The sequence below is a fragment of the Alphaproteobacteria bacterium genome (assembly GCA_030740435.1).
Taxonomy (GTDB): Bacteria; Pseudomonadota; Alphaproteobacteria; order UBA2966; family UBA2966.
In genome coordinates this window covers 15679-41480 of sequence record JASLXG010000008.1, presented here as the reverse complement: position 1 = coordinate 41480, position 25802 = coordinate 15679, and the positions used below count along the sequence as shown (strand labels likewise).

Below are 25802 nucleotides of genomic sequence, written 5' to 3'. Positions count from 1 at the left end.
ACCAACACCCTACGCCAATCGCCCGCATGCGGCCAGCAATTCGATAGATCGACAGCCGAGGTCGATCGGACGTACCCTGGGTTTCCGGCCCATTCAAGGAAACCCGACCCACCGTGCGCATCCTGGCCCTCAGCTTTTTTGGCATTCTTTTGCTCGTCCCCGGTGCGCCGGCCCGGGGGGCTGACCCGGGGGCCGAATTCGAGCGCATCTCGGCCGCTTGCCAGGCCGACAAGGCGGGCTGCGAGGGGGCGCTCTGGACTTTCGTCGACATAAACGCCGACGGTCGCCTGACGGTAGCCGAGATCACGCGCTTCTTCCGCTTTGCCATCGGCGGCCAACACCGCCCGCCGGCGGAATCGAGCGCCGCCGACCGCCTGCTGGCCAGCGTCATCGGCGGGCCGTTGGGGGCGCGGGTCTTCATCAAGAATTTCGATTACGACGGCGACGGCCAAGTGGCCCGCAAGGAGTTCTACCGGGACGCCGGCGAGGCCGGCATGGAGCCCCTGCTGGTGCGCCTGCGCCAGGCTTTCGAACAGACCGCCGGCCAGGCCGCGGCGCTGGCCGGTGCCGTGGCAGGCGGTGCCATGAAGGGGCCGCCGGCCCCTCATCCGGCCCCGGCCCCGGCTCCCGCCGCCAGGGATCAATCCGAACCGCCTTACTTGGCCTTTCTGCGCCTGGCCGGCCAATGCTGGCAGCCCATCTCCAGCGCCGGCCAGGCCAATACGCCGCTAATCATCTACCGCGTCAAACTCAAGACCAACGGCTTCCTGGCCCGCGACCCCAGACGACGCAGCAGCCACAGCCGCAAGGAACAAGCCTCGCACCTTTACAAGGTCATCAGGAGCCGTGGTCTGGCGGCCATCGCCGACTGCCAGCCTTATGAGCTGCCGCTGGCGGACTACGATGGCTGGAAGGAGATGGACGTGGCGTTCAGTCCCCAAGGCCTGCGGCAGGTCGCGAAAATCCGGATCAAGGCGAAGCAGGGCAAGGCGCCAACGATCAAGGCTCAGCAAATCAAGAATTTCAGGTCAAAAGACGGCCTGCGCCTCAGGTATCGCAAGGGGAAGATGTCGCCCCCGGTAAAACGATCCTTCCACACGCGATTTAGTCGCTGCTGGGACAACCAACCGAGGGGCACCGGGGATTCCACGCCGTTACTACAATACCGCCTGCAGTTGGACGAAAACGGATACCTGGAGATGGCCGACATGCAGGCCAATAAGCGCAAAAAAGCAGTGGGCTGGGAGATCGTTCATGACGCCGCGATCAAGGCCTTTGCCAAATGTCAGCCTTATAAACTTCCAAAGAAACTCTATCACGAGTGGCAGGTAATCGGGGTCCAGCTCTGGCCCAAGGGGTTCGCGACCTTCTAGTGCCGCACTTCGGTTGACAAGCGATTTTCCCACGGACAAACTGACGGTTGTCAGCCAGACATCAATCAGGGTGATTTGGCGGTACTTGACGGTGTTCGACGCCTAGGCGTTGGGTTCGCTGTCCGTGTCGCCGGGTGCAAAAAACATACGAAACCCACACCCCCCCATAGGGAGAATGCCATGCAGTTTCACAAACTGGGACTAACGGTTGCCACGGCCGCCACCGGCGCCCTGTTGGCCGCCTCGGCCTGGGCCGCCGAGCCCATCAAGATCGGCTTCATCGATCCGCTGTCCGGCCCCTTCTCGGCGGTCGGCGAGAACGGCCTCAGGGAGTGGCGCTTCGCCGCCGACACCTTCGTCAACTCCAAGGGCGGGTTGCTGGGCGGGCGCATGATCGAGGTGGTCGGCTTCGACAACAAGATCAGCCCCAAGGAAAGCCTGATCCAGCTCAAGAACGTCATTGGCCAGGGCATCAACTTCATCGCCCAGGGCAACTCCTCGGGCGTCGCCAACGCCCTCACCGATGCCGTGCGCAAGCACAACAAGCGCAATCCCGGCAAGCGCGTGTTGTTCATGAACTATTCGGCGGTCGACCCGGCGCTGACCAACAAGAAATGCAATTTCTGGCACTTCCGCTTCGACGCCAACGCCGACATGAAGATGAATGCGCTCACCGACGTCATCGTCGCCAATAAAGGCATCGACAAGATCTACATCATCGGCCAGGACTATTCCTTCGGCAAAGCCGTGGCCGCGGCCGCCGTCAAGTACCTGGGCGAGAAGAGCAACATCAAGATCGTCGGCAACGAGCTTCACCCCATCGGCAAGGTCAAGGATTTCACGCCCTACATCACCAAGATCAAGGCGTCGGGCGCCCAGGCCGTGATCACCGGCAACTGGGGTGCCGACATGGTCAACCTGGCCAAGGCCGCGGGTAGCGCCGGCCTGAATGTCCAGTTCTATACCTACTACGCCGCCGGCACCGGTATCACGGCAGCCATCGGCCCCAGCGGCAAGGGCCGCATCCGGCTGGTCAGCGAAGGGCACTCGAACCCCACAGTGACCAAGGCATATGACGACTACGTCGGCGCCTACAAGGCCAAGTACCCCAAGAAGGATCTGTCGCAGGCGCGCATCATCTATGCGCTGCGCATGTTCGCGGCCGCCGTCGAGACGGCGGGCAGTGCCGATCCTTTCAAGGTGGCAATGGCCTTCGAGGGCATGGAGCACAGGACCCTGGCCGGCGACAAGGTGGTCATGCGCAAGGGCGACCACCAGGCGCTGATGCCGATTCAGATCAGCGTTCATACCAACGAGAACATCAAGTGGGACTTGGACGGCTCAGGCTTCGGTCTCTACACCGAATCCTCGGTATCCTTGGAAAAGGCGGCCATCGGGCATTCCTGCAAGATGAAGCGGCCCTCATCCTAGGTCCACAAGTCCCAGGGTCTTTTCCCGCGTAATTGCGCAAGGCCGGCCGTCAGCCCCATCCCGAGCTGCCGGCCGGCCCCTTGCGCGCCTTTGCCGGCAGCCTGCATGGTCGCCTGCACCATCCTTCTCCAGGAACCCCAGAGATGATGGAAATCACGTTCTTTTCCATGCTCAACGGGCTGGTTTACGGCCTCCTGTTGTTCATGCTGGCGAGCGGCCTGACGCTGATCTTCAGCATGATGGGTGTGCTCAATCTGGCCCACGCCGGCCTCTACATGCTGGGGGGCTATTTGGGCTATACCATCTCCAAATACATGGGCTACTGGCCCGGACTGGTGTTGGCGCCCCTGATCGTCGGCTTCCTCGGGGCCATGATCGAACGCTACGGCTTGCGCAACGTGCACAAGTTCGGCCACGTGGTGGAACTGATCTTCACCTTCGGCGTGGCCTTCCTGCTGGAAGAGGTCGTGCAGTTCATCTGGGGCAAGGACCAGCTTCCCTATAACCCGCCCGCGTCCCTCGAGGGCCCGCTGTTCGTTCTCTTCGGTACCGAATTCCCGGCCTACAAGGGCTTCATGCTGGTGCTCTCGATTGCCATTTTCGTCTGCCTCCTGACAGTACTGGCGCGCACCCGGGTGGGCCTGATCATCAAAGCAGCCATCGAATACCCCGCCATGCTCTCGATGCTGGGCCATAACGTGCCCTTCGTCTTCATGATGACCTTCGGTGTCGGCGCCGGGCTGGCCGGCATAGCCGGTGCCATCGCCGGCCCGGTCATGGGCACCTACCCGGGCATGGCCTTCGATCTCGGCACCATCGTTTTCGTCATCGTCGTCTTTGGCGGCCTGGGCTCGCTGACCGGTGCCTTCGTGGCCTCGCTGATCATCGGCATCGTGCAGACCTTCGCCGTTTCCATCAACGCCTCGGTGGCCGACTTCCTCGCCCTGCTGGGCGTGGCCTTTCCCCAGGACCATTTGCTCTCGGATCTGTGGACTATGACGTTGCCGCAAATCGGTCCTTTGATTCCCTACATCATGCTGGTGGTGATCCTGATCTTCCGGCCCACCGGCCTATTCGGGACGCGTGAGACATGAGCGCGCTGACCGCTGCCCGCCGGGCCCAGTACGCCCAAGCCAAGCGGCGCCGGCTGATATCCTGGGGCGTGGTCCTGGCCGTGCTGGCGGCGTTGCCCTTTGTCTTCCAACTGAACATCTTTGCGCTCGCGGTGATGACCCAGATGGGCATCGCCGTGATCTTTGCGCTCAGTTACAACATGATGCTGGGCCAGGGCGGCATGCTGTCGTTCGGCCATGCCGTTTACTTCGGCATGGGCGGCTTCCTGGCCATGCACTTCATGAACTTCATCGAGGAAGGCGTGATCCCGCTGCCGATCCCGCTGCTGCCTCTGATCGGCGGCCTTTTCGGTCTGCTCATCGCCATTATCATCGGCAGCTTCTCGACGCGGCGCGCCGGTACCGTTTTCGCCATGATCTCGATGGGCATCGCCGAGTTGGTGGCCGCCTCGTCGCTGATTTTCGTCGCCTTCTTCGGCGGCGAGGAAGGCATCAGCGGCGACCGCACCATGGGCCCCAATCTGTTGAGCTTCGACTATGCCTCGGAGATCGAGGTCTACTACATCGTCGCCATCTGGGTGGCCATCGCGATTTATTTCATGCACCGCTTCTCGCGTACCCCGGCCGGGCGCATGGCCAACGCCGTGCGCGACAACTCCGAACGGGCCGAGTTCGTCGGCTACAGCCAGCGCGCCGTGCGCTGGATGTCGTTCTGTGGCGCCGGCTTCTTCGCCGGCGTGGCCGGCGGCTCATTCGCCATTGCCTACGAGATCCTGACCGAAGAGACGCTAAACGTGGTGACCTCGTTCGGTGTCCTGCTATGGGCCTACATCGGCGGCATCGGCTTCTTCATCGGCCCCATCGTCGGCGCCATCTTCTATACCTTCCTGCAGACCGTGATGAGCAACTACACCGAGATCTGGGTATTTTACGTCGCCATCATCTTCCTGCTCACGGTGTCCTTCGTTCCGGCGGGCCTCACCGGCATCATGATGATGCACCTGCCGGCCTACCAGAACGGCCGGCTGAAGCTGCTCTTCCAGCCCTATGCCTTGATGGCGGTGCCGGGGCTGTTGTTCGTGTTCGGCGTGGTCGGTTTTCTCGAACTTGGGCATTTCATGAAACTGACCGCGGCGACGGAGCGCGAAACCAGTTTGTTTTTCATCACCATGAACGTCGATTCCGTGGTGCCCTGGTTGGCTTTCGCGATCATGGTCGGGCTCGGCATTTTCGGCATGCGCCGCTTGATGCCCGGCTTGATGGCGGCCTGGACCGAAGCCAATCCGACGCTGGGCGCAGCCGTCAAGGCAGCGCCCGAGGCGACAATCGAGACCGTCGAGGACGAGGCTGCGGTTAAAGAGGGAGCGGCTTCTCCATGACGGCGGTCATCGAACTCAGCGGCGTCCACAAGGACTTCAGCGGCTCGCAAATTATCCGCGGAGTCGACTGGAGCATCGACGAGGGCGAGCGCCACGCCCTGATCGGCCCCAACGGCGCCGGCAAGTCGACGCTTTATAACCTGATCAGCGGCAAGTATCCCATCAGCGCCGGCTCGATCAAGCTCAGGGGCCGCGAGATAGCCGGCTTGCCGCCCTTCGAGATCAACCGCATGGGGCTCAGCCGCAGCTTCCAGGTGACCAACATCTTCCACCGCATGACGGTCTACGAAAACGTTCGCTGCGGCGTGCTCTGGTCGCTGGGCTACAAATACTCCCTGTTGCGGCCGGTGGAGGAGCTTGAGGACGTCAACCTGCGCACCGACGAGATCCTGGAAGAGATCGGCATGGCCGGGCGGGCCGCCGTGCCGGCCGGCATCTTGACCTACGCCGAACAGCGCGCCCTGGAGATCGCCATCACCATCGCCGGCGGCGCCGACATCATCCTGCTCGACGAGCCCACCTCGGGCATGAGCCACAGCGAGACCGAGCAGACGGTGGAACTGGTGCGCCGCATCACCGAAGGCAAGACGCTGGTCGTCGTCGAGCACGACATGGGCGTGGTGTTCGACCTGGCCGACCGCATTTCAGTGCTGGTCTACGGCGAGATCATCGCCACCGACCGGCCCGACAGGATCCGCTCGAACCGGGCCGTGCAGGAGGCCTATCTGGGCACCGAGGAGACGGTGGAAAGTTGAGGCCCGCAGCCGGGGGGAACAGAGCCGTGACAACGAACAGCGAGATCGAGAAGCGACACGACCTGGGTATCGCGCGCGTCAAGCGCATCCGCAACCGGGCCCTGGTGCGGGAACGCCGGGGGCAAATCCTCGATGCCGCGCTCGAGCTCTTTATCGAGAAGGGCTATCACCGCACCACCATCCGCGATATCTGTGCCCGTTCGGGTACCAACCAGGCCAGCCTCTACGACTACGTCCAGAACAAGGACGACATCCTGCGCCGCCTGCTCTACCGCATGCACCATCCCGAGCGGCCCGAAGGCGATGGCGAGCCCTGCGAGCCCGCGGATTTCGAGAGCTTCGAGGCCTATCTGGTCGATTTCTTCAGCTTCGCCTGGACCGAGAACAAGAAGGCCATCCAGCTTACCTACCGCACCGCCGGCGACATGGCCCGGGACGACCTGGCCGAGGTGCTGGGCCGCGACGCCGCCCTGGTCGACAGCGTGGCCGCGGGCATCGACCATTTCTTTGAGCTCTCGGCCGACGACGACCGCGTCGTCCTGGTGGCCAACGTCGTCGTCTTTCTCGATGCCTTCCTGCCGCTCCGGGGCTGGAACCTGCGCCAGTTCGAAGCCGAATACCTGGCCCGCACCCTGGCCGGCCTGGTCAGCGACATGATCGCCGGCCTGGAGAACGACGCGGTCACCGAGGCCCAGAGGCGCCGGGCCTAAAGCAGCGCCGCCCCCAGCCCCTACTTTCGCGCCCTGAGCAGGATGATGGTCTCGCGGATGACGTTGAGGTCCTTGCGGGCGATGTTGGCGATCTGTTGCAGGGTGAGCTCGCCGGCGTCGAGTTTCTCCTGGTAGACCTTCTCGGGCACGATGGCCACCTGTTCGATCGAGAAGTCGACGCCCAGCGCCATGGCCAGCTTGGAATTGGCGCCGCCCTTTTACTGCCACTCGCGGTTCAGCTCGAGATCGAAAAGCGCCAGCATCTCCGGCGTCACCGGCCGCACATGCGTGGGGTCGTTGATGAAGTCGTCGTGGCGCGGGTGCGGCACCTTGATCACCACCTGGGCGCTGGGCGCGCAAATTCGGTAGAGCTCGGACATGATACCGAGGAAGACCTTCGAGGTCTCGCCTAGGTGTTCCAGCACGTGGTTGAACACCACTTCCTCGGCGGCGTTGTCGTCGAAGGGCCAGGGAAAGCTTTCCAGGTCGTGCACCACGTCGGGCGCGAAGGTGTCCTCGCCGTCGAGGTTGACATAGCCCTCGAGCTTGCGCGTGCTGCAGCCCATGTTGATTTTCATTCGTCCCGCCTCATGCCGCCGTGACGCAAGTCGCTATCCTAACACCCCTTTGGCATCTAGCAGCGGCCGCGGGTCGGTGATGTTCTTCGAAAGCTCGGCCGTCCCCTCGTCGCTGCCGAAGGCCAGCAGCATCAACTGCGTGGCATGCAGGATGGGAACCGGCGCTTCGAGCCTCATCTCGGGCTGGCGGGCATCCAAATTCAGGTGGCACATGGGGCACATGGTGACGACGGCCTCGGCGCCGCAGTCCTGGGCATTGCGCACCACACGCCCCGAGAGCTCCGTGGCCACCTCGGTCTGGGTCAGACTCAGCGAATTGCCGCAGCATTCGGTCTTGAACGACCAGTCCACGGGCTCGGCCCCCAAGGCCCGCATTAGCTCGTCCATTTGCTGCGGGTATTCGTAGTGCGCAGCGCCGGTCAGCTTGGCCGGCCGGGTGATCAGGCAGCCATAGTAACAGGCCACTTTCAGGCCCTCGAGCGGCTTGGACACCTGGGCCGCGATGGCGTCGAGTCCGGCCTTTCGGTAAAGCGTGTCGATCAGGTGCTCGACGCTGACGCCGCCCTGGTAGGTGTAGCCGGTCTCGGCTTCGGCTGCGGCCGCCGCGCGCTGGTCGCTGGTCACCTCGTGCTCGGCCGTCTTGAGCCTGGCAAAGCAAGACGAGCAGGGCGAGGTAATGGTGTCGACGCCCATCTTTTCGACCGTGGCGATGGTACGCATGGGCAGCACCGTGGCCAGGGTGTGGTCGCTGGCGTGGGCCGGGCTGGAGCCACAACAGGTCCAGCCTGGCGGCTCGACCAGGTCGATCCCGAGCTGCTTTGCCACGCGCCTCGCCGTGCGGTCGTATTCCGCCGACGAGCCCTCCAGGGCGCAGCCCGGGAAGTAGGCGACGGCTTGTTTGCCGGTGGCGGGTTTGGCCTTCCTGGCCGGGCGCACGAATTTGGGCAAAAACCCCAGGCGGCGGCGCTTGAGCATCTGCCAGGCCAGGTCCAGGTGCCGGAACGGCTGGCCCAGGCGCAGGTTCAAAAGCCCCATCAGGCCGACCTCGAAGACCCGGCCGAAGAGCTTGATGTTGGCCAGGAAGATGTCGTTGAAGTGGGCGATCTCGGGGATCGCCGGGGCGATGCCGCGCTTTTTTGCCTCCTGGCGCAGCGTATCCATCACGGCGGTGACGTCGATCTCCTGCGGACACCGCGTGGCGCAGGTGTGGCACGAGGCACAAAGCCAGATGGCGCGGCTTTCCAGCACGTCCGGCAATCCCAGTTGCAGCGAACGCATGACCTGGTTCGGGGTCAGGTCGAAGTGCGCCGCCAAGGGGCAGCCGGACGAGCATTTGACGCACTGGTAGCAGCGAAAGACGTTCTCGCCGATGGCTTCGAGAACGGTCTGGGAAAGCGCTGCCGCGGGCACGGATTCGACTCTGGCGTCCACCTTCAATCGTCCCCCACCTCGGGCCGCGGGTAGAGCCCGGCGCCCTCGACCAGCGGCTTGATCGCGGCCTCCCATTCGATGGCCATGATGTGGACGCCGGCCACGCCCTCGATCTCGCGGATCTCCTGGATCTGCTCGATACAGAGCTTGATACCCTCGGCCCGCCAGGCCTCGGCCCGGGCCGGCTTGTCGTCAGGGTCGACCTCGGCCACGGCACCGGCCATGCGCTGGACGCAGGCCTCGGGCACCATCATGCCCGGCACACGGTCGCGCATGTACTTGGCCATGCCGGTGGATTTGAGCGGCCCCACGCCGGCCAAGATCTTGGTCCGTTCGTGGACGCCGAGATCGACGACCTTTTTCATATAGGCGCGAAAATGGTCCATGTCGTAGATCAACTGCGTCTGGATGAAGTCGGCCCCGGCGGTGGCCTTCTTGGCCAGGCGGTAGGGCCGCCAGTCGTAGGGCTCGGCGAAGGGATTGGCCGCCGCGCCGACGAAGTAGCCGGGGCCGCCACCCTTGATTTCCTCGCCGCACTGGAAGCGGCCCTCACGCAGCCCCTTGACCATCTGCACGAGTTGCAGCGAATCGATGTCGTGGACGTTCTTGGCCCCGGGATGGTTGCCGAACGACTGGTGGTCGCCCGAGAGGCAAAGGATGGTGTTGATGCCGTGCGCCGCGGCGCCCAAGAGGTCGCTCTGTATGGCCAGGCGATTGCGGTCGCGACAGGTCATCTGGATGATCGGCTCCAGGCCTTTTCGCTTGGCGATGATGCCGGCGGCGATCGAGGACATGCGCACGATGGCGGTTTGGTTGTCGGTGATGTTGGCGCCGTCGACGTAGCCGGCCAAAAGCTCGGCTTTCTTTTCGATGACTTCTGGGTCCCAACCCTTGGGCGGACCGATCTCGCCGGTGACGGCGAAATGGCCGTCGGCGAGGACGCGTTCGAGCCGGGATCGGGACTTCTGGCCCGACGCCGTATCCTGGACTTCGGCGGTGTTGCTCATGCCACCCCCTCCGCCTCTTCTTCCCCGTATTCCTCGCCCTCGGGCGGCAGCCTGAGGTCGTCGCGGACGATGCGGCGGGGCCCGCCGTCGCGGCTGGTGGACCAGTCCTTGGGCGGTTGCACCTCCATCAGCTCGTCGATCAGGCCCAGCGCGCCCATGCGCTCCCAGACCATCTGCCAGGCACAGGGCGTGGCCTCGTCGATCTCGCAGGCGCCGGCTTGCGATCCGCCACATGGCCCGTTGAAAAGCTGCTTCGAACAGCGCGACACCGGACAGACCCCGCCGGTGATGTGCAGCAGGCAGTTGCCGCAACCCTGGCAGCGTTCCTCCCAGACGCCCTGTTCGGTGGGGGCACCCATGAAGGTGGTGTTGAGCGCCGGGTAGATGCGTTTGCCCGGCAGGTGCTGGGCGATGGACTGCACGCCGACGCCGCAGCCCAACGAAAGCACGGCGTCATATTCGGCGAATTTCTCGCTCAGCGGCTCCAGGTATTCGGCCTCGCACTGGCGCTGCACCATGGCCTCGTCCACTTCCAGGGCCTCGCCCTCGAGCCCCGCCGACATGCGCAGCGCCGAGGCCAAAATGCCGACTTCCTTGGCGCCACCGGAAAAGCATACCGTGACGCAGGTGCCGCAGCCCACGGCCAAGACCTTCTTGTGCTCGGCCAGCATCTTGCGGATCTCGCTGAGCGGTTTCTGTTCCGCCACGATCATGGCGTTGCCTCCAGGTTTTCGAATTGCGGCGTCGCTGGGGTGGGCGCGGCCAGCCGATTGGGGCCGAGCTCGCGGATGCGCTCGCCGAACTCCGTCGCCAGTTCGGCGAAACGGGCACCCATGGCGGCCGAGATGTTGATCATGCGGGCACGGTCGCTCTCGAAACCGATCTGGTCGAGCATCCGGCGCACGTAGTCGATGCGCTGGCGGGCGTGCAGGTTGCCCTTGAGGTAATGGCAAAGCCCGGGCAGGCAGCCCGCCACCAGGACCCCGTCGGCGCCTTCCTCGAAGCTTTTCAGCACGTGCAGCACGTCGACCCGGCCGGTGCAGGGAAGCTGCACGATGCGTAGCGAATCGGGATAGCTGAGCCGCGCCCCGCCGGCCAGATCGGCCGCCGCGTAGGCGCAATGCTGGCAGCAAAAGGCGATGATGCGGGGCTCGAAGTCGCTCATCCCACCGGCTCCGGCTGAGGCTGGGGCTGGGGCCCCGTGGGCCCGAACATGGCGTCGACCTTGGCCATGATCTGGCTGTCGGTGAAGTGCCTGAGATCGATGGCCCCGGCCGGGCAGGCCGCGACGCAAAGTCCGCAACCTTGACAGAGCGCGGATTCGATGTGCGCGGCTCCGGCGATGGCGCCGACGCCGGCCAGATCCTTGGCAATGCGCGGCGCACCGAAGGGACAGCTGCGCACGCAGGTCAGGCAGGCCACGCAGATCTCCTGATCCACCGCCGCCACGGCGCCGCCCGTGGTGATGGTGTCACGCGACAGCACGGTGGCGGCCCTCGAGGCCGCCGCCCGGGCGTGCACGATGGCTTCTTCGAGAAGCTTGGGGTAGTGTGCCATGCCGGCCATGAAGATGCCCTCGGAGAGGAAATCCATGGGCCGGAGCTTGGCGTGGGCCTCCATGAAAAAGCCGTCCATGTCGAAGGGTACCTTGAGCCGCACCGCCACGTCGCCGGCCGCCGGGTGCGGCACCACCGGGGTCGAGAGCACGAGCAAGTCGGCGGCGAGTTCGAGCTCGCGCCCGAGTATGGGCTCATGGGCGCGCACCGTCAGCCGCTCGCCCGGCTCCACCGCAGGGACCAGAGGCGGCCGTCCGTCGTCATAACGCACGAACAGGATGCCGGCCTCGCGGGCCTGGGTGTAGAGGCGTTCCTTGAAACCGTAGGTCCGGATGTCCTTGTAAAGGATGGTGATGCGGGATTCGGGGTGCCGGCGCTTGAGCACCAGGGCGTTCTTCAGCGCCGAAGTGCAGCAGATGCGGCCGCAATATTTCTCGGCCGGGCCGACGCACTGGATCATGACCACCTCGTCGGGCGTCTCGTCGGCGGCCAGCCTGGTCTCGAATTCCTGCTGCGTGACTATGTCGGGCCGGCTGCCCAAACCGTATTCATCACCTCGGTATTCCCGGCCGCCGGTGGCCACCACCACGACGCCATGGCGGATCTCGCTGTCTCGGCCGTCCTTGTCACGTAGCGTCGAGGCGAAGTTTCCCATGAAACCGCTGCTGGCCACGAGCTCGCTGGCCAGGTGCAGCGTGACCAGCGGATCAGCGGCCAGCCGTGCCTCGAGATCGGCCAGAAGCTCGCCCGGCGAGGCCGGTTTACCGTCACTGAGCCCGCCACCGATGCCGAACTCAACCAGGCCGAAATGCAGGTGCCTGAGGTTGCCGCCCAGCGCCTCGTCGCGTTCCACCAGGTGTACCGGGAAACCCTGTTCGGCGAGCGCCAGCGCCGCCGTCATGCCGGCCGGGCCGCCGCCGATCACCAGGGCCGCCTTTTCCACCGCCATCTCGGAGGTTCCCAGGGGCTCAAGGGCCGCCGCCCGGGCCGTCGACATGCGCACCAGGTCCTTGGCCTTGCCGGTGGCCCGGTCCCAGTCGTGGGAATGCACCCAGGAGCACTGGTTGCGGATGTTGGCCATGTCGACCAGGTAGGGATTGAGGCCGGCGGCGCGCAGGCTGGAGCGGAACAGCGGCTCGTGGGTGAGCGGCGTGCAGGCCGCGATGACGACGCGGTTGGCGCCGGTCTGGCGCACGGTGTCGCTGATCTGGGCGATCGAGTCCTGCGAACAGGCGTATATGGTGTGCTCGGTGTGGATGACGCCGGAAAGCCCGCCGGCATATTGGGCCACGGCGTCGACGTCGAGGAAACCGGCGATGTTGGTGCCGCAGTGGCAGACGAAGACGGCGGTGCGGGCCTCTTCCTCGCTGACGTCGCGTTCGGGCGGAAAATCGGGCGCCCGGGTCAGGGTGTGGCGCCCGGCCGCCAGCAGGCCGCCGATCTGGGCCGCGGCGGCGCTGGCCTCGACCAGCGAATCGGGTATGTCCTTGGGCTCGCGGAAGGGCCCGACGGCATAGATGCCGGGGCGGCTGGTCTGCAAGGGATCGAAGTGCTGCGTCTGGCAGAAACCGTAATCGTCGAGTTCCACCCCCAGCCGCCGGCCCAAGTCGCGCACGCCCTGCGAGATCTCCATGCCCACCGACAGCACGACGAGGTCGAATTCTTCTTCGACCATGCCGTTACCGCCGTCGTTGAGATAGCGCACCAGCAGGTTCTTGCTCCCGGGCTGTTCCTTGAGGCCCGAAATGCGGCAACGCGTGTAGCCGACGCCGTACTTTTCCTTGGCCCGCTGGTAATAGCCCTCATAGCCCTTGGAAAACGAGCGCATGTCCATCATGAAGACGCGAACCTCGGTCTCGGGCTCGTGTTCCTTGGCCATGATGGCCTGCTTGGCGGCGTACATGCAGCACACGGCCGAGCAGTAATCGTGATTCTGGTCGCGCGATCCTATGCACTGCAAAAAGGCGATCTTCTTGGGCGTCTCGCCGTCCGAAGGCCGCTGCACGTGGCCGTCTGTCGGGCCCGAGGCCGAGAGCAGGCGCTCATGCTGCAAGGACGTGATGACGTTGGCATAGCGGCCGAAGCCGAATTCCTCGGAAAGTTCGGCCCGGTAGGTCTGGTAACCCGGTGCCAGGACCACGGCGCCGACCTCGATCTGGCGCTTTTGTTCGACCATCTCGTGGGCGATGGCATCGACGCCGCAGGCGAAATCGCAGGCCAGGCACTCGGCGCAGATGCCGCAATCGAGACAGCGCGCGGCCTCGGCCTGGGCCTCGGCTTCGCTGTAGCCGGTCTCGATCTCGGCGAAATTATCGCGCCGCGCCTCGGCCGCCACGGTCGGCACCGGCACCTGTGGCGCCGGCACGATCTCACCCCGGGCCAGCTTGGCTTCCAGCTCGGAGTCGGGAATCTCGACGGTGGGGACGGGTTCGGGCTCGGCAACCTCGATCGCCTCGCCCTCGAGGTAGCGCTGGATGGTCGCAGCCGCCCGGTGGCCGCCGTCGACGGCCTCGATGACGAAGGCCGTACCGCTGACCGCATCGCCGGCGGCAAAGACGCCGGGGCGGTCGGTGGCGAAGGTATTGCCGTCGACGGCAATGGTGCGGCTGGCCGTGATACCGACGCCCGCGTCCTCGGGGATGAAGGCCAGGCCGGCCTTCTGGCCGACCGAGAAAATGGCCACCTCGGCGGCGATGGTAAAACGCGAATCGGGCGCCACGTGGGCCACCGGCCGGCCATCTTCGCCGGCCTCGAAACGCTCGACGCGCTCGCATTCGAGGCCGGCGACGGCGCCGCTGCCGTCGTCGATCAGGCCCAAATAGTTGAGCCCTATATGCAGCCCGATGCCCTCGGCCCGGGCCTCGGCCAGTTCGTGGTCGCTGGCCGGCCACACCCCGCGGCTGCCGCGACAGGCGATCTCGACCGCGCTGGCACCCAGCCTGAGTGCTGTGCGGGCGCAGTCGAAAGCGACGTCGCCACCGCCCAGCACCACCACGCGGCGGCTCTTGACGGCGCTGGCCGGGCTGGTTGCCAAATCCGTCTCGGCCAGCCGCACGTCGCGCAGGAATTGGGTGTTGATCAAAACCCCCGCGAGCTCGTTGCCGGGGATCGGCAGGCGGATGCCTTCGTGGGCGCCGACGGCGATCAGCACGGCGGCATAACCTTCGGCCTGCAGGGCATCGAGGCTTTCGACCGGCGTGTTGAGCTTGAGTTCCACACCCAAGTCGAGGATGTCCTGGATCTCGCGCTCGACGATTTCGGCCGGCAGGCGGTATTCGGGCACGCCCACGCGCAGCATGCCGCCGGCCAACGGCAGCGCTTCGTAGATGGTGACGCCGTAGCCGGCGCGACAAAGATCCTGGGCCGCGGTCAGGCCGCAGGGGCCGGCGCCGATGATGGCGATGCGTTGGTCGTGGCGGCGCTCGGCGGGCTCGACGGGCTGGCGCGGGCCAGCCATCTGGGTGTCGGTAACGAAGCGCTTAAGCGCCCGGATGGCGATCGGGGCATCGACCCGGCCGCGGCTGCAGGCTTCCTCGCAGCGCGCATTGCAAATGCGGCCGCAGATGGCGGGGAAGGGATTGTCCTCTTTTATCGTGCGGTAGGCCTCGTCGTAGCGCCCCGCCGCGATCAGGGCGATGTAGCCCTGGGCGCGCTGGCCGGTGGGGCAGGCGTCGCGACAGGGCGCCAGGCCGCGTTTGTCGATGGCGAAGCCGTCCGGCGTGGCCTGGGGATAAAGCTTGTAGGCGGCGCGGCGCTGGTTGAGGCCTTCGTTGAAGGCGTTGGGCACCGCCACCGGGCAGACCTTGGCGCAGTCGCCGCAGCCGTTGCAGCGCTCGAGATCGATGTAGCGCGGTTTGGTCCGTAACCTCGCGCTGAAGGCGCCGGGGGAGCCGGTTACCGCTTCCACTTCGCTGTCGGTCAGAAGCTCGATATTGAGGTGCCGCCCCACGTCGACCAATCTGGGCGAAATGGTGCACATGGCGCAATCGTTGGTGGGAAAGGTCTTGTCGAGCTGGGCCATGTGGCCGCCGATAGCCGAGTTCTTTTCGACCAGGTAGACCTTGTAACCGGGGTCGGCGAGTTCGATCGAGGCCTGCATGCCGGCAATGCCGCCACCGACCACCAGCACGGCGCCGCTGACGGTGTTGTCTTGGGGCGTCGCTGCGGGCCTGGCCGCCATCTCGGAACCTCTCCCCGGATCCTAGGTTTCGTGTTGCCGCGGCGCCCGCCCCGCTGCCTTGGCATTATCACTTACTCGCGGTAAGGACATATCATGAGTCCGGCTGATATATCACCCAATTTTTGCCACAAATTTGACCCTGCGCGGGTTTGTCGCGCCCGCCCGGGCCGTGCTAGTGTCCGCGCTTGTCGACCGAGGGAAGCCGGTGACGCCTGGGGCTAGAGCTTGGGCCAGGCCGGCGCTGCCCCCGCAACTGTGAGCGGCGAGGCCCGGCAAAAGCCACTGGCGCAAGTGCGCCGGGAAGGCGCCGCGGCCCTTGACCCCGAGCCAGGACACCTCGTCGACGGCATTTGGGATTTCCCAATCCTCGGAGGGAGGATGCTTAGAGTGTTTAGCCTGATGGCCGTGCCTGGCCCAAAACCCGATACCAGAGCGCTGGAAATGTCTACCGCCCGCCCCATGTCGTGCGCAGAGGCATCATGACCGGCGTCCACAAGATCCCCGCCACCGTCATCACCGGCTTTCTCGGGGCCGGCAAGACCAGCGTCATCCGGCATTTGCTGGAAACCGCCAATGGCCGCCGGCTGGCCCTGGTGATCAACGAGTTCGGCGACATCGGCGTCGACGGCGAAGTGCTCAAGGGCTGTGGCATCGAGGCCTGCGAAGACGGCGATATCGTCGAGCTGGCCAACGGCTGCATCTGCTGCACCGTGGCCGACGATTTCCTGCCCACCATGCAAAGCTTGATCGAACGCGCCCAGCCGCCCGACCACATCATCATCGAGACCTCGGGTCTGACGCTGCCCAAGCCTCTGGTGCGGGCCTTCAACTGGCCCGAGATCCGTACCCGGGTGACGGTCGACGGTGTGGTCGCGGTGGTCGATGGCGATGCCGTGGCCGCCGGCCGCTTTGCCGCCGACCCCGAGGCCATAGAGGCCCAACGCCGGGCCGACGACAATCTCGATCACGAAAGCCCGCTGGAAGAGGTCTTCGAGGACCAACTGGGCGCGGCGGACCTGGTGGTGCTGAACAAGGCCGACCTGCTGGCGGCCGAGGATCTCGATCTGGTCAACCGCGAGCTCGCCCGGGAACTCAGGCCCGCCGTCAAGGTGGTGACGGCCAGCCACGGCCGCATCGACGCCGCCGTGCTGCTGGGCCTGGCGGCGGCGGCCGAGGACGATCTCGATAACCGGCCCTCGCACCACGACGGCGCCGACGAGCACGACCACGACGACTTCGAGACCTTTTCTCTCGATTTTGCCGCCATCCCCGAGCCCCAGGCCCTGGTGGCCCGGCTCGAGCCCGTCATCGCGGCCCACGACATCCTGCGCATCAAGGGCTTCGTGGCCGTCGAGGCCAAGGCCATGCGGCTCGTCGTCCAGGCCGTCGGCGGCCGGGTGCAGCACTATTACGACCGCGATTGGCGGCCCGGCGAGGATCGCTCGAGCCGCCTGGTGGTGATCGGCCAGCAGGGGCTCGACCAGGCGGCCATCAGCGCGGCGATCGCCGAGACCAACAAAGACCGGAACTGACCGTGCATCTGCTGGCCGTCACGCCGGGGCAGATTTCCGATGGCTCGGAAGCCGTCGATCTCGGCCAGACGCCGGGCGACATCGTGGTGCTGTCGGCGGCCGACAGTGAACTGGCCGGCCTGGCCCAGGCCCAAAGTAGCCGGGGGCCGGACTTCCCCACGCTACGTCTCGCCAACCTGATGCAGCTCGGCCACAACCTCTCGGTCGATATCTACGTCGACGAGGTGGTGTCCCGGGCGCGGCTGGTCATCGTGCGGCTGCTGGGCGGCAGGGGCTATTGGCCCTATGGCATCGAGCAGATCTCGGAGGCCTGCCGGCGGGCCGGCGTGGCGCTGGCGGTGCTGCCCGGCGACGACCAGCCCGACGCCGAACTGGCCGGCCTTTGCACGCTGGCGCCCGAGGCGGCGCACCGTTTGTGGCAGTATCTGGTGCATGGCGGCGAGGCCAATTTTCAGAACGCGCTAGCCTATGCCGCCAGCTTGATCGGCCATGAGGCCAGCTGGCTGGAACCGGTGCCGCTGCTGCGGGCCGGGCTTTACTGGCCCGGCCGGCGCCAGCCGACGCTCGATGACGTCAAGGCCCAGTGGACCAATGGCGCCCCGGTGGCGCCGCTGGTCTTCTACCGGGCGCTGCTGCAGACCGGCAACCTGGCGCCGGTCGACGCGCTCATCGCGGCGCTTGGCGATAACGGCCTCAACCCGCTGCCGCTATACGTTGCCAGTTTGAAGGAGCCGCTGTCGGCCGAAACCGTGGCCCAGGTCTTTGCCGAGGCCAAGCCGGCCGTGGTGCTCAACGCCACCGGCTTCGCCGTCTCGACGCCGGGCGCCGAGCGCCGCCGGACGCCCTTCGACGAGGCCGCTTGCCCGGTGCTGCAGGTGGTCTTCTCGGGCGGCGACGAGGCCGGCTGGCGGGCCGGCCAGAACGGCCTCTCGGCCCGCGACCTGGCCATGAACGTGGCGCTGCCGGAGGTCGATGGCCGCATTCTCAGCCGCGCCGTATCGTTCAAGACCGAGGCGCGCTACGACGCCGCCACCGAGACCTCGGTGGTGCGCTATGCGCCGGTACCGGACCGCATTCGCTTCGTTGCCGAACTGGCGGCCAATTGGGCCGCCCTGCAAGGCACACCGGTCGAGGAACGCCGTGTTGCGCTGGTCATGGCCAACTATCCCAACCGCGACGGCCGGCTGGGGAACGGCGTCGGGCTCGACACCCCGGCCTCGGCCTTCAACGTGCTCGCGGCCATGCGCGCCGCGGGCTACAGCGTCGACGACCTGCCGGCCGACGGCCAGGCCCTGATCGAGCGCCTGGCCGAGGGGCCGACCAACGACCTGGTCGACCGGGCGGCGCGAGCGGGCGGTATGCGCTACGCCCTGGCCGACTACCGCGAATTCTTTGCCGGCTTGCCCGCGGCAGTACAAAACGCGATCGGCGAACGCTGGGGCAAGCCGGAAGCCGATCCCTTCGTCGCGGGCGAGGAATTCCTGCTGGCCGCATTTCAACTCGGCAACGTCGTCATCGGCCTGCAGCCGGCGCGAGGCTACAATATCGACCCGGCGTCCAGCTACCACGATCCCGATCTGGTGCCGCCGCACGGTTATCTCGCCTTCTATGCCTGGCTGCGCCGCGACTTCGCCGCCCAGGCCGTGGTCCACATGGGCAAGCACGGTAATCTCGAATGGCTGCCCGGCAAGGCCGTGGCCCTCTCCGAGGGCTGCTTTCCCGAGGCCGCACTGGGGCCGCTGCCGCACCTCTATCCCTTCATCGTCAACGACCCCGGCGAGGGGACGCAAGCCAAGCGCCGGGCCCAGGCCGTCATCATCGACCACCTGACGCCACCCATGACGCGGGCCGAAAGCTATGGGCCGCTGGCCGAGCTCGAGCTGCTGGTCGACGAATACTACGAAGCCTCGGGCGTCGATCCCCGCCGCCTGGCGGTGCTGGGCGGCCAGATCCTCGAGCTCAGCCGTGAGATCGGCCTCGACCGCGACTGCGGCATCGCGGCCGAGGACGGCGACGCGGCGGCGCTGGGCAAGCTCGACAGTTACCTGTGCGAATTGAAGGAGATGCAGATCCGCGACGGCCTGCACATCTTCGGCGAGGCGCCGTCGGGGCGGCTTTTGCACGATCTGCTCGTCGCCCTGGTGCGGGTGCCCCGGGCCGCCGGCGAGGGTGGTGACCGTTCGCTGATACGGGCTCTGGCGGCCGACCTCGGGCTCACGGATTTCGATCCCCTCGATTGCGACATGGCGGCGCCCTGGCAGGGGCCCAAACCGGAAGTGCTGGCCAATGGCGGCACTTGGCGCAGTGCCGGCGACACCGTCGAGCGGCTGGAGGAGTTGGCCGTTCGGCTGGTCGATGGCTCGACCAGCGCCCCGGTGGATTGGCCCCAGAGCCAGGCCGTGCTGAACACCATCGAGCAAAACATCAAACCTGCCGTGCGGGCTTGCGGACCCGACGAAATCGCCGGCCTGCTGCGGGGGCTCGAGGGCCGCTTCGTCGAGCCCGGATCTTCCGGTGCGCCGACCCGGGGTCGGCCCGACGTGCTGCCCACCGGGCGCAATTTCTACGCTGTCGATTGCCGCACCGTGCCCACCCCGGCGGCCTGGCAGTTGGGCTGGAAGTCGGCCACGTTGTTGCTCGAGCGCCACCGCCAGGAACACGGCGAATGGCCGCAAACCCTGGCCATTAGCGCCTGGGGCACCTCCAACATGCGCACCGGCGGCGACGACATCGCCCAGGCGCTGGCGCTCTTGGGCGTCAAGCCGGTGTGGGAGCTCAGCTCGCGCCGCGTCACCGGCTTTGAGGTGCTGCCGCCGGCCGGCTTCGACCGGCCGCGCATCGACGTGGTGCTGCGCGTCTCGGGCTTTTTCCGCGATGCCTTTCCCGAACAGATAGCACTTTTCGATTCGGCCGTGGCCGCCGTGGCGGCGCTCGACGAGCCGCCCGAGCTCAACCCCCTGGCCGCGCGCGTGCGCAGCGATGCCGCGGCATTCGTGGCCCAAGGTTTATCGGCCGAGGCCGCGGCGCGGCGCGCCGGCTTTCGCGTCTTCGGCTCCAAGCCCGGGGCCTATGGGGCCGGCCTGCAGGCGCTGATCGACGAACGCGGCTGGCAGACCGACGCCGATCTCGCCCGTGCCTACATCGCCTGGGGCGGCTATGCCTACGGCGCCGGCTCGCAGGGCGTGGCCGAGCATGGTCTTTTTGAATCCCGCTTACGCCAGGTCGAAGTGGTGGTGCAGAACCAGGACAACCGCGAACACGATCTTCTCGATTCCGACGACTATTACCAGTTCGAGGGCGGCCTGACCGCCGCCGTGCGCCACGCCAGCGGGGCCCAGCCGGCGGTCTACCATCCCGACCACGCGCGTCCCGAAACGCCGCGTATCCGCACGCTGGAAGAAGAAATCGGCCGCGTCGTTCGAGCCCGCGTGGTCAATCCCAAATGGATCGCCGGTGCCATGCGGCACGGCTACAAGGGGGCCTTCGAGATGGCCGCCACGGTGGACTACATGTTCGCCTTCGCGGCCACCGCCCGGGCCGTCGCCGACCACCATTTCGATGCCGTCTTCGAGGCCTACCTGGAGGATGACGAGGTGCGGGAGTTTTTGCTGGATTCGAATCCCGCCGCCGCCCGTGAAATGGCCGAGCGGCTGATCGAGGCGCAGGACCGTGGGCTTTGGAAGCCGCGTTCCAACTCGGCCGCGGCGCGGCTGGCCGAGGTGGCAGGGCTTGTTCTGGAGGATGTCTGATGGCTGAGCAGGATTTTGCCCGGGCCAATGAAAAGGCCCGCAACAAGAAGGCGGCGCGGGACAAGATGCTGGCCACCAAGACCATCGAAAAGGGCCTGTTGATCGTCCACACCGGCAAGGGCAAGGGCAAATCGACGGCGGCCTTTGGCCTCGCCGCCCGGGCCGTCGGCAACGGCATGAAGGTGGGCGTGGTGCAGTACGTCAAGGGCAAGTGGGAGACCGGCGAACGGCTGGTGCTGGAGGCCTTCCCCGAACAGGTCACGATTCGCACCATGGGCGAGGGCTTTACCTGGGAGACCCAGGACCGCGAACGCGACATGCGCGCCGCCGAGGCCGCTTGGCAGGCTTCCAAGGAAATGATCGAGGCCTGCCGCGGCGATGATCCGGCCTACGACATGGTGATCCTGGACGAGCTCAACATCGTGCTGCGCTACGACACGCTGCCCCTGGACGAGGTGGTGGAATTCCTCGAGGCCCGTCCCGCCGACCTGCACGTCGTCGTCACCGGCCGCAATGCCAAGGAGAAACTGATCGAGGCGGCCGACCTGGTGACCGAGATGACCCAGGTCAAGCATCCCTTCCGTTCCGGGGTCAAGGCCCAGCGGGGCATCGAATTTTGACCACGCCGGCCATCATGCTCCAGGGCACGGGCTCGGACGTCGGCAAGTCGCTGCTGGCGGCGGCGCTCTGTCGCATCTATGCCCGCCAGGGGCTCAGCGTGCGGCCCTTCAAGCCGCAGAACATGTCGAACAATGCCGCCGTCACGGCCGATGGCGGCGAGATCGGCCGGGCCCAGGCGCTACAGGCCCGGGCCGCCGGCGTGGCGCCGGCCAGCGACATGAACCCGGTCTTGCTCAAGCCCGAGAGCGAAACCGGCGCCCAGGTGGTGGTGCAAGGGAAAATGTGGCGGCGCGCTGCGGCCCGCGATTACCAGGCGTTGAAGCCCGAGTTGCTGGGCAAGGTCCTGGAGAGCTTCGAGCGTTTGGGCCGGGGTGCCGACCTGGTCGTCATCGAAGGCGCCGGCAGTCCGGCGGAAGTGAACTTGCGCGCCGGCGACATCGCCAACATGGGCTTTGCCGAGGCTGCCGACGTGCCCGTGGTGCTGGTCGGCGACATCGACCGCGGCGGCGTCATCGCCCAGATCGTCGGCACCCAGGCGTTGCTGAGCAAGAGCGAACGGGGCCGCCTGGGCGGCTATCTGGTCAACAAATTCCGCGGCGATCTCAGTTTGTTCGATGACGGCATCGACATCATCGGCCAGCGCACCGGGCTCGAAAGCCTGGGCGTCGTGCCCTACTTCCCGGCCGCCCACCGTCTGCCGGCCGAGGACGCCGTGGCCCTCGAAGGCTACCGGGCCAGCGAAGACCGGCCCATCCGCATCGCCGTGCCGCAGCTCTCGCGCATCGCCAACTTCGACGATCTCGATCCCCTGATCGCCATGCCCGAGGTGGGACTCGAGATGGTGCGGGCCGGCCAGGCCATTCCCGGCGATTGCCAGTTGGTCATCCTGCCCGGCTCGAAGTCGACGCGGGGCGACCTCGAATTCCTGCGCCACCAGGGCTGGGACGTGGATATCCGGGCCCACCTGCGCCGCGGCGGCACGGTGCTGGGCATCTGCGGCGGTTTTCAGATGCTGGGGACCAAAGTGTGCGATCCCGATGGCATCGAGGGGCCGGCCGGCGAAACCCCTGGGCTGGGGCTGTTGGATTTCGCCACCGTGCTAGGCGGCGACAAGGCCCTGGTCGAGGTGACGGGCGTCGAGCAGACCAGCGGCCAGGCCGTGCAGGGCTTTCGCATGCACCTCGGGCGCTCGGCCGGCCCGGCGCTCGAGCGTCCCATGGTGGTGATTGACGGAGACGGCGAGGGAGCGGTGTCGCTGGACGGGCGCGTGCTTGGCTGCTATCTCCACGCCCTCTTCGCCGCCGACGGCTTTCGCGCCGCCTTCCTGGGCCGGCTCGCCGGCCGTCAGGTGGGTGCCATGGCCTTCGATGACGAGGTTGAAACGGTGCTCGACGATTTGGCCGACCACGTGGCCGCCCACGCCGCCACGGAAAGAATCTTGGAGGTGGCCCGTGGCCGCTAGCGCAGTGTCTGCCGTCGCCCCCCCACCCCAACCCTCCCCCACAAAGGGGGGAGGGGGTCGGCTGTCGGTTCCTGTTTTTCCCCTCCCCCTTGATGGGGGAGGGCAGGGAGGGGGTGTTTTTTTTGGTGTTCGGGCGGCGGCGTTCGCCAGTTCAAACCCCCAGCAGCAGAACGAACGCCATCCCCAGCGCCAACACGGCGCCGGCGCGCCGGTAGACCGCCAGGGCCCGGCGCACGTCGAGGGCCGTGGCCTGGGCCTGGCCCTCACCCAGCCAGGCGTCGTCGACGGTGCCCTCCTGGTAGTTTCTGGGGCCCGCCAGCTTGAGCCCCAGCGCTCCCGCCATGGCGGCTTCGGGCCAGCCGGCGTTGGGCGAACGGTGGCGTCCGGCGTCGCGCCGCATGACCGTGGCGGCGGTGCCGGCGTCGGCCGAGGGTGTGAGGGCCGCGGCCAGCACCAGAAGACCGCCGCTGAGGCGGGCGGGAAAATAGTTGGCGGCGTCGTCGAGGCGGGCGGCAAAGGCGCCGAAGTCCTCGAAGCGCTTGTCGCGGTGGCCGATCATGCTGTCGAGGGTGTTGATGGCCTTGTAGGCGGCCAGGCCAGGCAGCCCCAGCATGAGGTACCAAAAGAGCGGCGCCACGACACCGTCGCCGAGGTTTTCGGCCGCCGTTTCGATGGCCGCCCGGGCCACCCCAGCGGCGTCCAGCGATTGGGGATCGCGGCCCACGATGTGGGCCACCGCCTGGCGGCCCGCGACCAGGCCCTGTTCAAGGCCCTCGGCCACGGCGCGCACCGCATCGGCCAGCCCCTTGTAGGCCAGCAGCGTGCTGGCCAGCACGGCCTCGACGGCCCAGCCGCCGCGCACGCCGCGCAAGATGTCGCTGAGCAGCCAGCCCAGGGCGAAGGCCAGCGCCACCACTCCGAGCGTCGTTGCCAGGCCCCGCCGGCGCCGCGCCGCCGGGCTTCCGTGGGGCCGGTTGAGGGCGCTTTCCAGCCAACCGATGAGCCCCCCCAGCAGCGCCACGGGATGAGCTATCCGGCGATAGAGCCAGGGCGGGTCACCGACGAAAAAATCGATACCGAAGGCAATTACGGCGATGGCCAGCAGATTCACGCCGCCGGCAAATTCGCCAAGCCAATGGGTCAACATGAGCGGACCATGACGGCGCCCGGCGCCGGCGTCAACGCGTGACAATACGAGGGATCAAGCGAGCATGAACGACAAAACAGGTGTGATGGTGTGCGGCCACGGCAGCCGCGATCACCAGGCGGTAACGGAATTCCAGGCGGTGGCGCGCGGCATCTCCGAACGCCTGCCGCACTACGACGTCGATTCGGGCTTTTTGGAGTTCGCCCGGCCGGTAATCCGCGACGGCCTCGACCGGCTGCGCCAAGACGGCAACAACCACATCCTGGCGGTTCCCGGCATGCTCTTCGCCGCCGGCCACGCCAAGAACGACATCCCCTCGGTGCTCAACACCTATGGCGCCGAATATCCCGAGCTCAAGATCGAATACGGCCGCGAGCTGGGCATCGAGCCCAAACTCATCCGGGCCGCCGGGGCGCGGGTGGAGGAGGCGCTCGAGGCGGCCGGCGATGCCGTGCCACGGGCCGAAACCTTGCTGGTGGTGGTGGGCAGGGGAGCCTCCGACCCCGACGCCAACTCCAACGTCTCCAAGGTGACGCGCCTGCTTTGGGAAGGCCTGGGTCTGGGCTGGGCCGAGACGGTCTATTCGGGGGTCACCTTTCCCCTGGTCGAGCCGGGGCTCGAACACGTCGCCCGGCTGGGCTATCGCCGCGTCGTGGTCTTTCCCTATTTCCTCTTCATCGGCGTGCTGGTCAAGCGCATCTACGAACACACTCGTATCGTCGCCGCCCGCCACCCCGGGATCGAGTTCATCGAGGCCCAGTACCTCAACGACCATCCCCTGGTGCTCGACTGCTTTGCCGAACGGGTCAACGAGATCATCAATGGCGGCAACCTGATGAACTGCCAGCTCTGCAAGTACCGCGACCAGGTGCTGGGCTTCGAGGACCAGGTCGGCCTGGCCCAGGAAAGCCACCACCACCACGTCGAGGGCATCGGTACCGACGCCGATGGCGGCCACGATCATGGGCATGGCCACGACCACGACCACGACCATGGCCACCACCCGTACCCCCACGCCGAACACCCGCTGGGGCCGCGCAGCATGGAAAAGCTGAAGACCGGCGGATGATGGGTTGATGACTGTGGACTACCTCCGCGATCCGGCCGAGATCTACCGCCGCTCCTTCGCCCAGGTGCGGGCCGAGGCAGAGCTCGACGGCCTGCCGGCCGGGCTGGTGCCCGTGGCGGTGCGCATCGTCCATGCCTCGGGCATGCCCGATGTGGTGGCGGACCTAGCCTATGCCCCCGAGGTGGCGGCTGCGGCTGGTGCCGCTTTGGCCGGGGGCGCGCCGGTGATCGTCGACTGCCGCATGCTGGCTGCCGGCCTGATCAAGAACCGCCTGGCCGCCAACGAGGTAATTTGCACCCTTAACGAACCGGAGGTGCCGGATCTCGCCGAGGCCGCCCGCACCACCCGCTCGGCCGCCGCCGTCGAACTTTGGCGGCCTCATCTGCAAGGCGCCGTGGTGGCCATCGGCAATGCGCCCACGGCGCTTTTTCGCCTGCTCGAAGTGCTGGCCGACGGGGCCCCCCGGCCGGCCGCCATAGTGGGCTTTCCGGTGGGCTTCGTCGGCGCCCGGGAATCCAAGCAGGCCCTGGCCCAAGGCGACCACGGCGTGCCATACCTGACGCTCCTTGGCCGCCGCGGCGGCAGCGCCATGGCGGCGGCGGCGGTAAATGCCTTGGCGGGAGACTAGGGATTATGGGTTTTCCGAACAATGCCCGAGCGGCCGCGGCCAGGACAGGTAAAGGTCTGCGAGAGCTGGGTTTCCGGGAGTATGGAGAGATGACCACAGAGGCACAGAGGCACAGAGAGAG

The 25802-nt window shown here is 66.6% G+C and carries 20 protein-coding genes and 1 riboswitch; of the genes, 12 read left to right on the top strand and 8 right to left on the bottom strand.

The annotated features are described in order from the left end of the window. The first annotated feature begins 113 nt into the window (after positions 1 to 113). From QGG75_01185 to QGG75_01160, 6 genes are all read left to right on the top strand, one after another. Positions 114 to 1373, top strand: coding sequence for an EF-hand domain-containing protein (locus QGG75_01185; GenBank protein ID MDP6065860.1), 1260 nt, complete (start codon positions 114 to 116; stop codon positions 1371 to 1373). Positions 1374 to 1553: 180 nt separating this feature from the next. Further along, positions 1554 to 2804, top strand: a complete 1251-nt coding sequence (locus QGG75_01180) for a branched-chain amino acid ABC transporter substrate-binding protein (protein MDP6065859.1) — start codon at positions 1554 to 1556, stop codon at positions 2802 to 2804. A gap of 143 nt (positions 2805 to 2947) precedes the next feature. Then, the gene (locus tag QGG75_01175; protein ID MDP6065858.1) at positions 2948 to 3898 is read left to right on the top strand and encodes a branched-chain amino acid ABC transporter permease; all 951 of its coding nucleotides are present in this window, start codon (positions 2948 to 2950) and stop codon (positions 3896 to 3898) included. Continuing rightward, positions 3895 to 5256, top strand: coding sequence for a branched-chain amino acid ABC transporter permease (locus QGG75_01170; protein ID MDP6065857.1), 1362 nt, complete (start codon positions 3895 to 3897; stop codon positions 5254 to 5256). Before QGG75_01175 ends, QGG75_01170 begins: the two co-directional genes overlap by 4 nt. Further along, positions 5253 to 6011: an ABC transporter ATP-binding protein gene (locus tag QGG75_01165; protein MDP6065856.1), complete on the top strand. Its 759-nt coding sequence runs from the start codon at positions 5253 to 5255 to the stop codon at positions 6009 to 6011. Before QGG75_01170 ends, QGG75_01165 begins: the two co-directional genes overlap by 4 nt. A 26-nt stretch (positions 6012 to 6037) precedes the next feature. Further along, the gene (locus QGG75_01160) at positions 6038 to 6721 is read left to right on the top strand and encodes a helix-turn-helix domain-containing protein (GenBank protein MDP6065855.1); all 684 of its coding nucleotides are present in this window, start codon (positions 6038 to 6040) and stop codon (positions 6719 to 6721) included. A gap of 20 nt (positions 6722 to 6741) precedes the next feature. Here QGG75_01160 and QGG75_01155 read toward each other — a convergent pair whose 3' ends face one another. Genes QGG75_01155 through QGG75_01125 form a run of 7 tightly spaced genes read right to left on the bottom strand, consistent with a single transcriptional unit; the run spans position 6742 to position 15473 of the window. Next, complete coding sequence (locus QGG75_01155; protein ID MDP6065854.1) at positions 6742 to 6912, bottom strand: hypothetical protein; 171 nt, start codon at positions 6910 to 6912, stop codon at positions 6742 to 6744. Between the two features lie 27 nt (positions 6913 to 6939). Then, the gene (locus QGG75_01150; protein MDP6065853.1) at positions 6940 to 7299 is read right to left on the bottom strand and encodes a hypothetical protein; all 360 of its coding nucleotides are present in this window, start codon (positions 7297 to 7299) and stop codon (positions 6940 to 6942) included. Between the two features lie 33 nt (positions 7300 to 7332). Beyond that, positions 7333 to 8730 carry a heterodisulfide reductase-related iron-sulfur binding cluster gene (locus tag QGG75_01145; GenBank protein MDP6065852.1) on the bottom strand — a complete coding sequence of 466 codons (1398 nt, stop codon included), beginning with the start codon at positions 8728 to 8730 and terminating at the stop codon, positions 7333 to 7335. Between the two features lie 2 nt (positions 8731 to 8732). Further along, entirely contained in the window at positions 8733 to 9737 is a 1005-nt protein-coding gene (locus tag QGG75_01140) for a methylenetetrahydrofolate reductase (protein ID MDP6065851.1), read from the bottom strand. Then, the gene (locus QGG75_01135) at positions 9734 to 10450 is read right to left on the bottom strand and encodes a methylenetetrahydrofolate reductase C-terminal domain-containing protein (protein ID MDP6065850.1); all 717 of its coding nucleotides are present in this window, start codon (positions 10448 to 10450) and stop codon (positions 9734 to 9736) included. The genes QGG75_01140 and QGG75_01135 overlap by 4 nt, the downstream gene beginning before the upstream one ends. Next, positions 10447 to 10902 (bottom strand): hydrogenase iron-sulfur subunit, encoded by a 456-nt coding sequence (locus QGG75_01130; GenBank protein ID MDP6065849.1) that lies wholly within the window; start codon positions 10900 to 10902, stop codon positions 10447 to 10449. Before QGG75_01130 ends, QGG75_01135 begins: the two co-directional genes overlap by 4 nt. Further along, entirely contained in the window at positions 10899 to 15473 is a 4575-nt protein-coding gene (locus QGG75_01125; protein ID MDP6065848.1) for an FAD-dependent oxidoreductase, read from the bottom strand. Before QGG75_01125 ends, QGG75_01130 begins: the two co-directional genes overlap by 4 nt. Before the next feature lie 195 nt (positions 15474 to 15668). Then, a riboswitch (cobalamin riboswitch) is annotated at positions 15669 to 15811 on the top strand. A gap of 141 nt (positions 15812 to 15952) precedes the next feature. Between QGG75_01125 and cobW the strand changes: the two genes are divergently transcribed. The 4 genes from cobW to QGG75_01105 are packed head-to-tail and all read left to right on the top strand — an operon-like array spanning position 15953 to position 22837. Beyond that, positions 15953 to 17005: a cobalamin biosynthesis protein CobW gene (gene cobW, locus QGG75_01120; protein ID MDP6065847.1), complete on the top strand. Its 1053-nt coding sequence runs from the start codon at positions 15953 to 15955 to the stop codon at positions 17003 to 17005. A gap of 2 nt (positions 17006 to 17007) precedes the next feature. Next, positions 17008 to 20754 (top strand): cobaltochelatase subunit CobN, encoded by a 3747-nt coding sequence (cobN, locus tag QGG75_01115; GenBank protein ID MDP6065846.1) that lies wholly within the window; start codon positions 17008 to 17010, stop codon positions 20752 to 20754. Then, on the top strand, positions 20754 to 21374 hold the full coding sequence (gene cobO / locus QGG75_01110) for a cob(I)yrinic acid a,c-diamide adenosyltransferase (protein ID MDP6065845.1): 621 nt from the start codon (positions 20754 to 20756) through the stop codon (positions 21372 to 21374). Before cobN ends, cobO begins: the two co-directional genes overlap by 1 nt. A 14-nt stretch (positions 21375 to 21388) precedes the next feature. Beyond that, complete coding sequence (locus QGG75_01105) at positions 21389 to 22837, top strand: cobyric acid synthase (GenBank protein MDP6065844.1); 1449 nt, start codon at positions 21389 to 21391, stop codon at positions 22835 to 22837. 151 nt (positions 22838 to 22988) lie between these two features. On the opposite strand, the gene cbiB is transcribed toward QGG75_01105, so the two are convergent. Then, entirely contained in the window at positions 22989 to 23948 is a 960-nt protein-coding gene (cbiB, locus tag QGG75_01100; protein ID MDP6065843.1) for an adenosylcobinamide-phosphate synthase CbiB, read from the bottom strand. A gap of 100 nt (positions 23949 to 24048) precedes the next feature. On the opposite strand from cbiB, the gene QGG75_01095 reads away from it, so the two are divergent. Both QGG75_01095 and QGG75_01090 read left to right on the top strand, forming a co-directional pair. Further along, the gene (locus QGG75_01095) at positions 24049 to 25053 is read left to right on the top strand and encodes a sirohydrochlorin chelatase (protein MDP6065842.1); all 1005 of its coding nucleotides are present in this window, start codon (positions 24049 to 24051) and stop codon (positions 25051 to 25053) included. A 7-nt stretch (positions 25054 to 25060) separates the two neighbouring features. After that, positions 25061 to 25681, top strand: coding sequence for a precorrin-8X methylmutase (locus QGG75_01090; protein ID MDP6065841.1), 621 nt, complete (start codon positions 25061 to 25063; stop codon positions 25679 to 25681). Positions 25682 to 25802 lie beyond the last annotated feature (121 nt).

Excerpts from the sequence above, each read along its gene's own strand:
- QGG75_01165 (MDP6065856.1), top strand. The coding sequence starts at position 5,253 with ATGACGGCGGTCATCGAACTCAGCGGCGTCCACAAGGACTTCAGCGGC.
- cobW (MDP6065847.1), top strand. The coding sequence starts at position 15,953 with ATGACCGGCGTCCACAAGATCCCCGCCACCGTCATCACCGGCTTTCTC.
- QGG75_01095 (MDP6065842.1), top strand. The coding sequence starts at position 24,049 with ATGAACGACAAAACAGGTGTGATGGTGTGCGGCCACGGCAGCCGCGAT.
- QGG75_01175 (MDP6065858.1), top strand. The coding sequence starts at position 2,948 with ATGATGGAAATCACGTTCTTTTCCATGCTCAACGGGCTGGTTTACGGC.
- QGG75_01105 (MDP6065844.1), top strand. The coding sequence starts at position 21,389 with ATGCTCCAGGGCACGGGCTCGGACGTCGGCAAGTCGCTGCTGGCGGCG.
- QGG75_01125 (MDP6065848.1), bottom strand. The coding sequence starts at position 15,473 with ATGGCGGCCAGGCCCGCAGCGACGCCCCAAGACAACACCGTCAGCGGC.
- QGG75_01180 (MDP6065859.1), top strand. The coding sequence starts at position 1,554 with ATGCAGTTTCACAAACTGGGACTAACGGTTGCCACGGCCGCCACCGGC.
- QGG75_01150 (MDP6065853.1), bottom strand. The coding sequence starts at position 7,299 with ATGAAAATCAACATGGGCTGCAGCACGCGCAAGCTCGAGGGCTATGTC.
- QGG75_01090 (MDP6065841.1), top strand. The coding sequence starts at position 25,061 with ATGACTGTGGACTACCTCCGCGATCCGGCCGAGATCTACCGCCGCTCC.
- cobO (MDP6065845.1), top strand. The coding sequence starts at position 20,754 with ATGGCTGAGCAGGATTTTGCCCGGGCCAATGAAAAGGCCCGCAACAAG.
- QGG75_01135 (MDP6065850.1), bottom strand. The coding sequence starts at position 10,450 with ATGATCGTGGCGGAACAGAAACCGCTCAGCGAGATCCGCAAGATGCTG.
- QGG75_01170 (MDP6065857.1), top strand. The coding sequence starts at position 3,895 with ATGAGCGCGCTGACCGCTGCCCGCCGGGCCCAGTACGCCCAAGCCAAG.
- QGG75_01140 (MDP6065851.1), bottom strand. The coding sequence starts at position 9,737 with ATGAGCAACACCGCCGAAGTCCAGGATACGGCGTCGGGCCAGAAGTCC.
- QGG75_01130 (MDP6065849.1), bottom strand. The coding sequence starts at position 10,902 with ATGAGCGACTTCGAGCCCCGCATCATCGCCTTTTGCTGCCAGCATTGC.
- QGG75_01155 (MDP6065854.1), bottom strand. The coding sequence starts at position 6,912 with ATGGCGCTGGGCGTCGACTTCTCGATCGAACAGGTGGCCATCGTGCCC.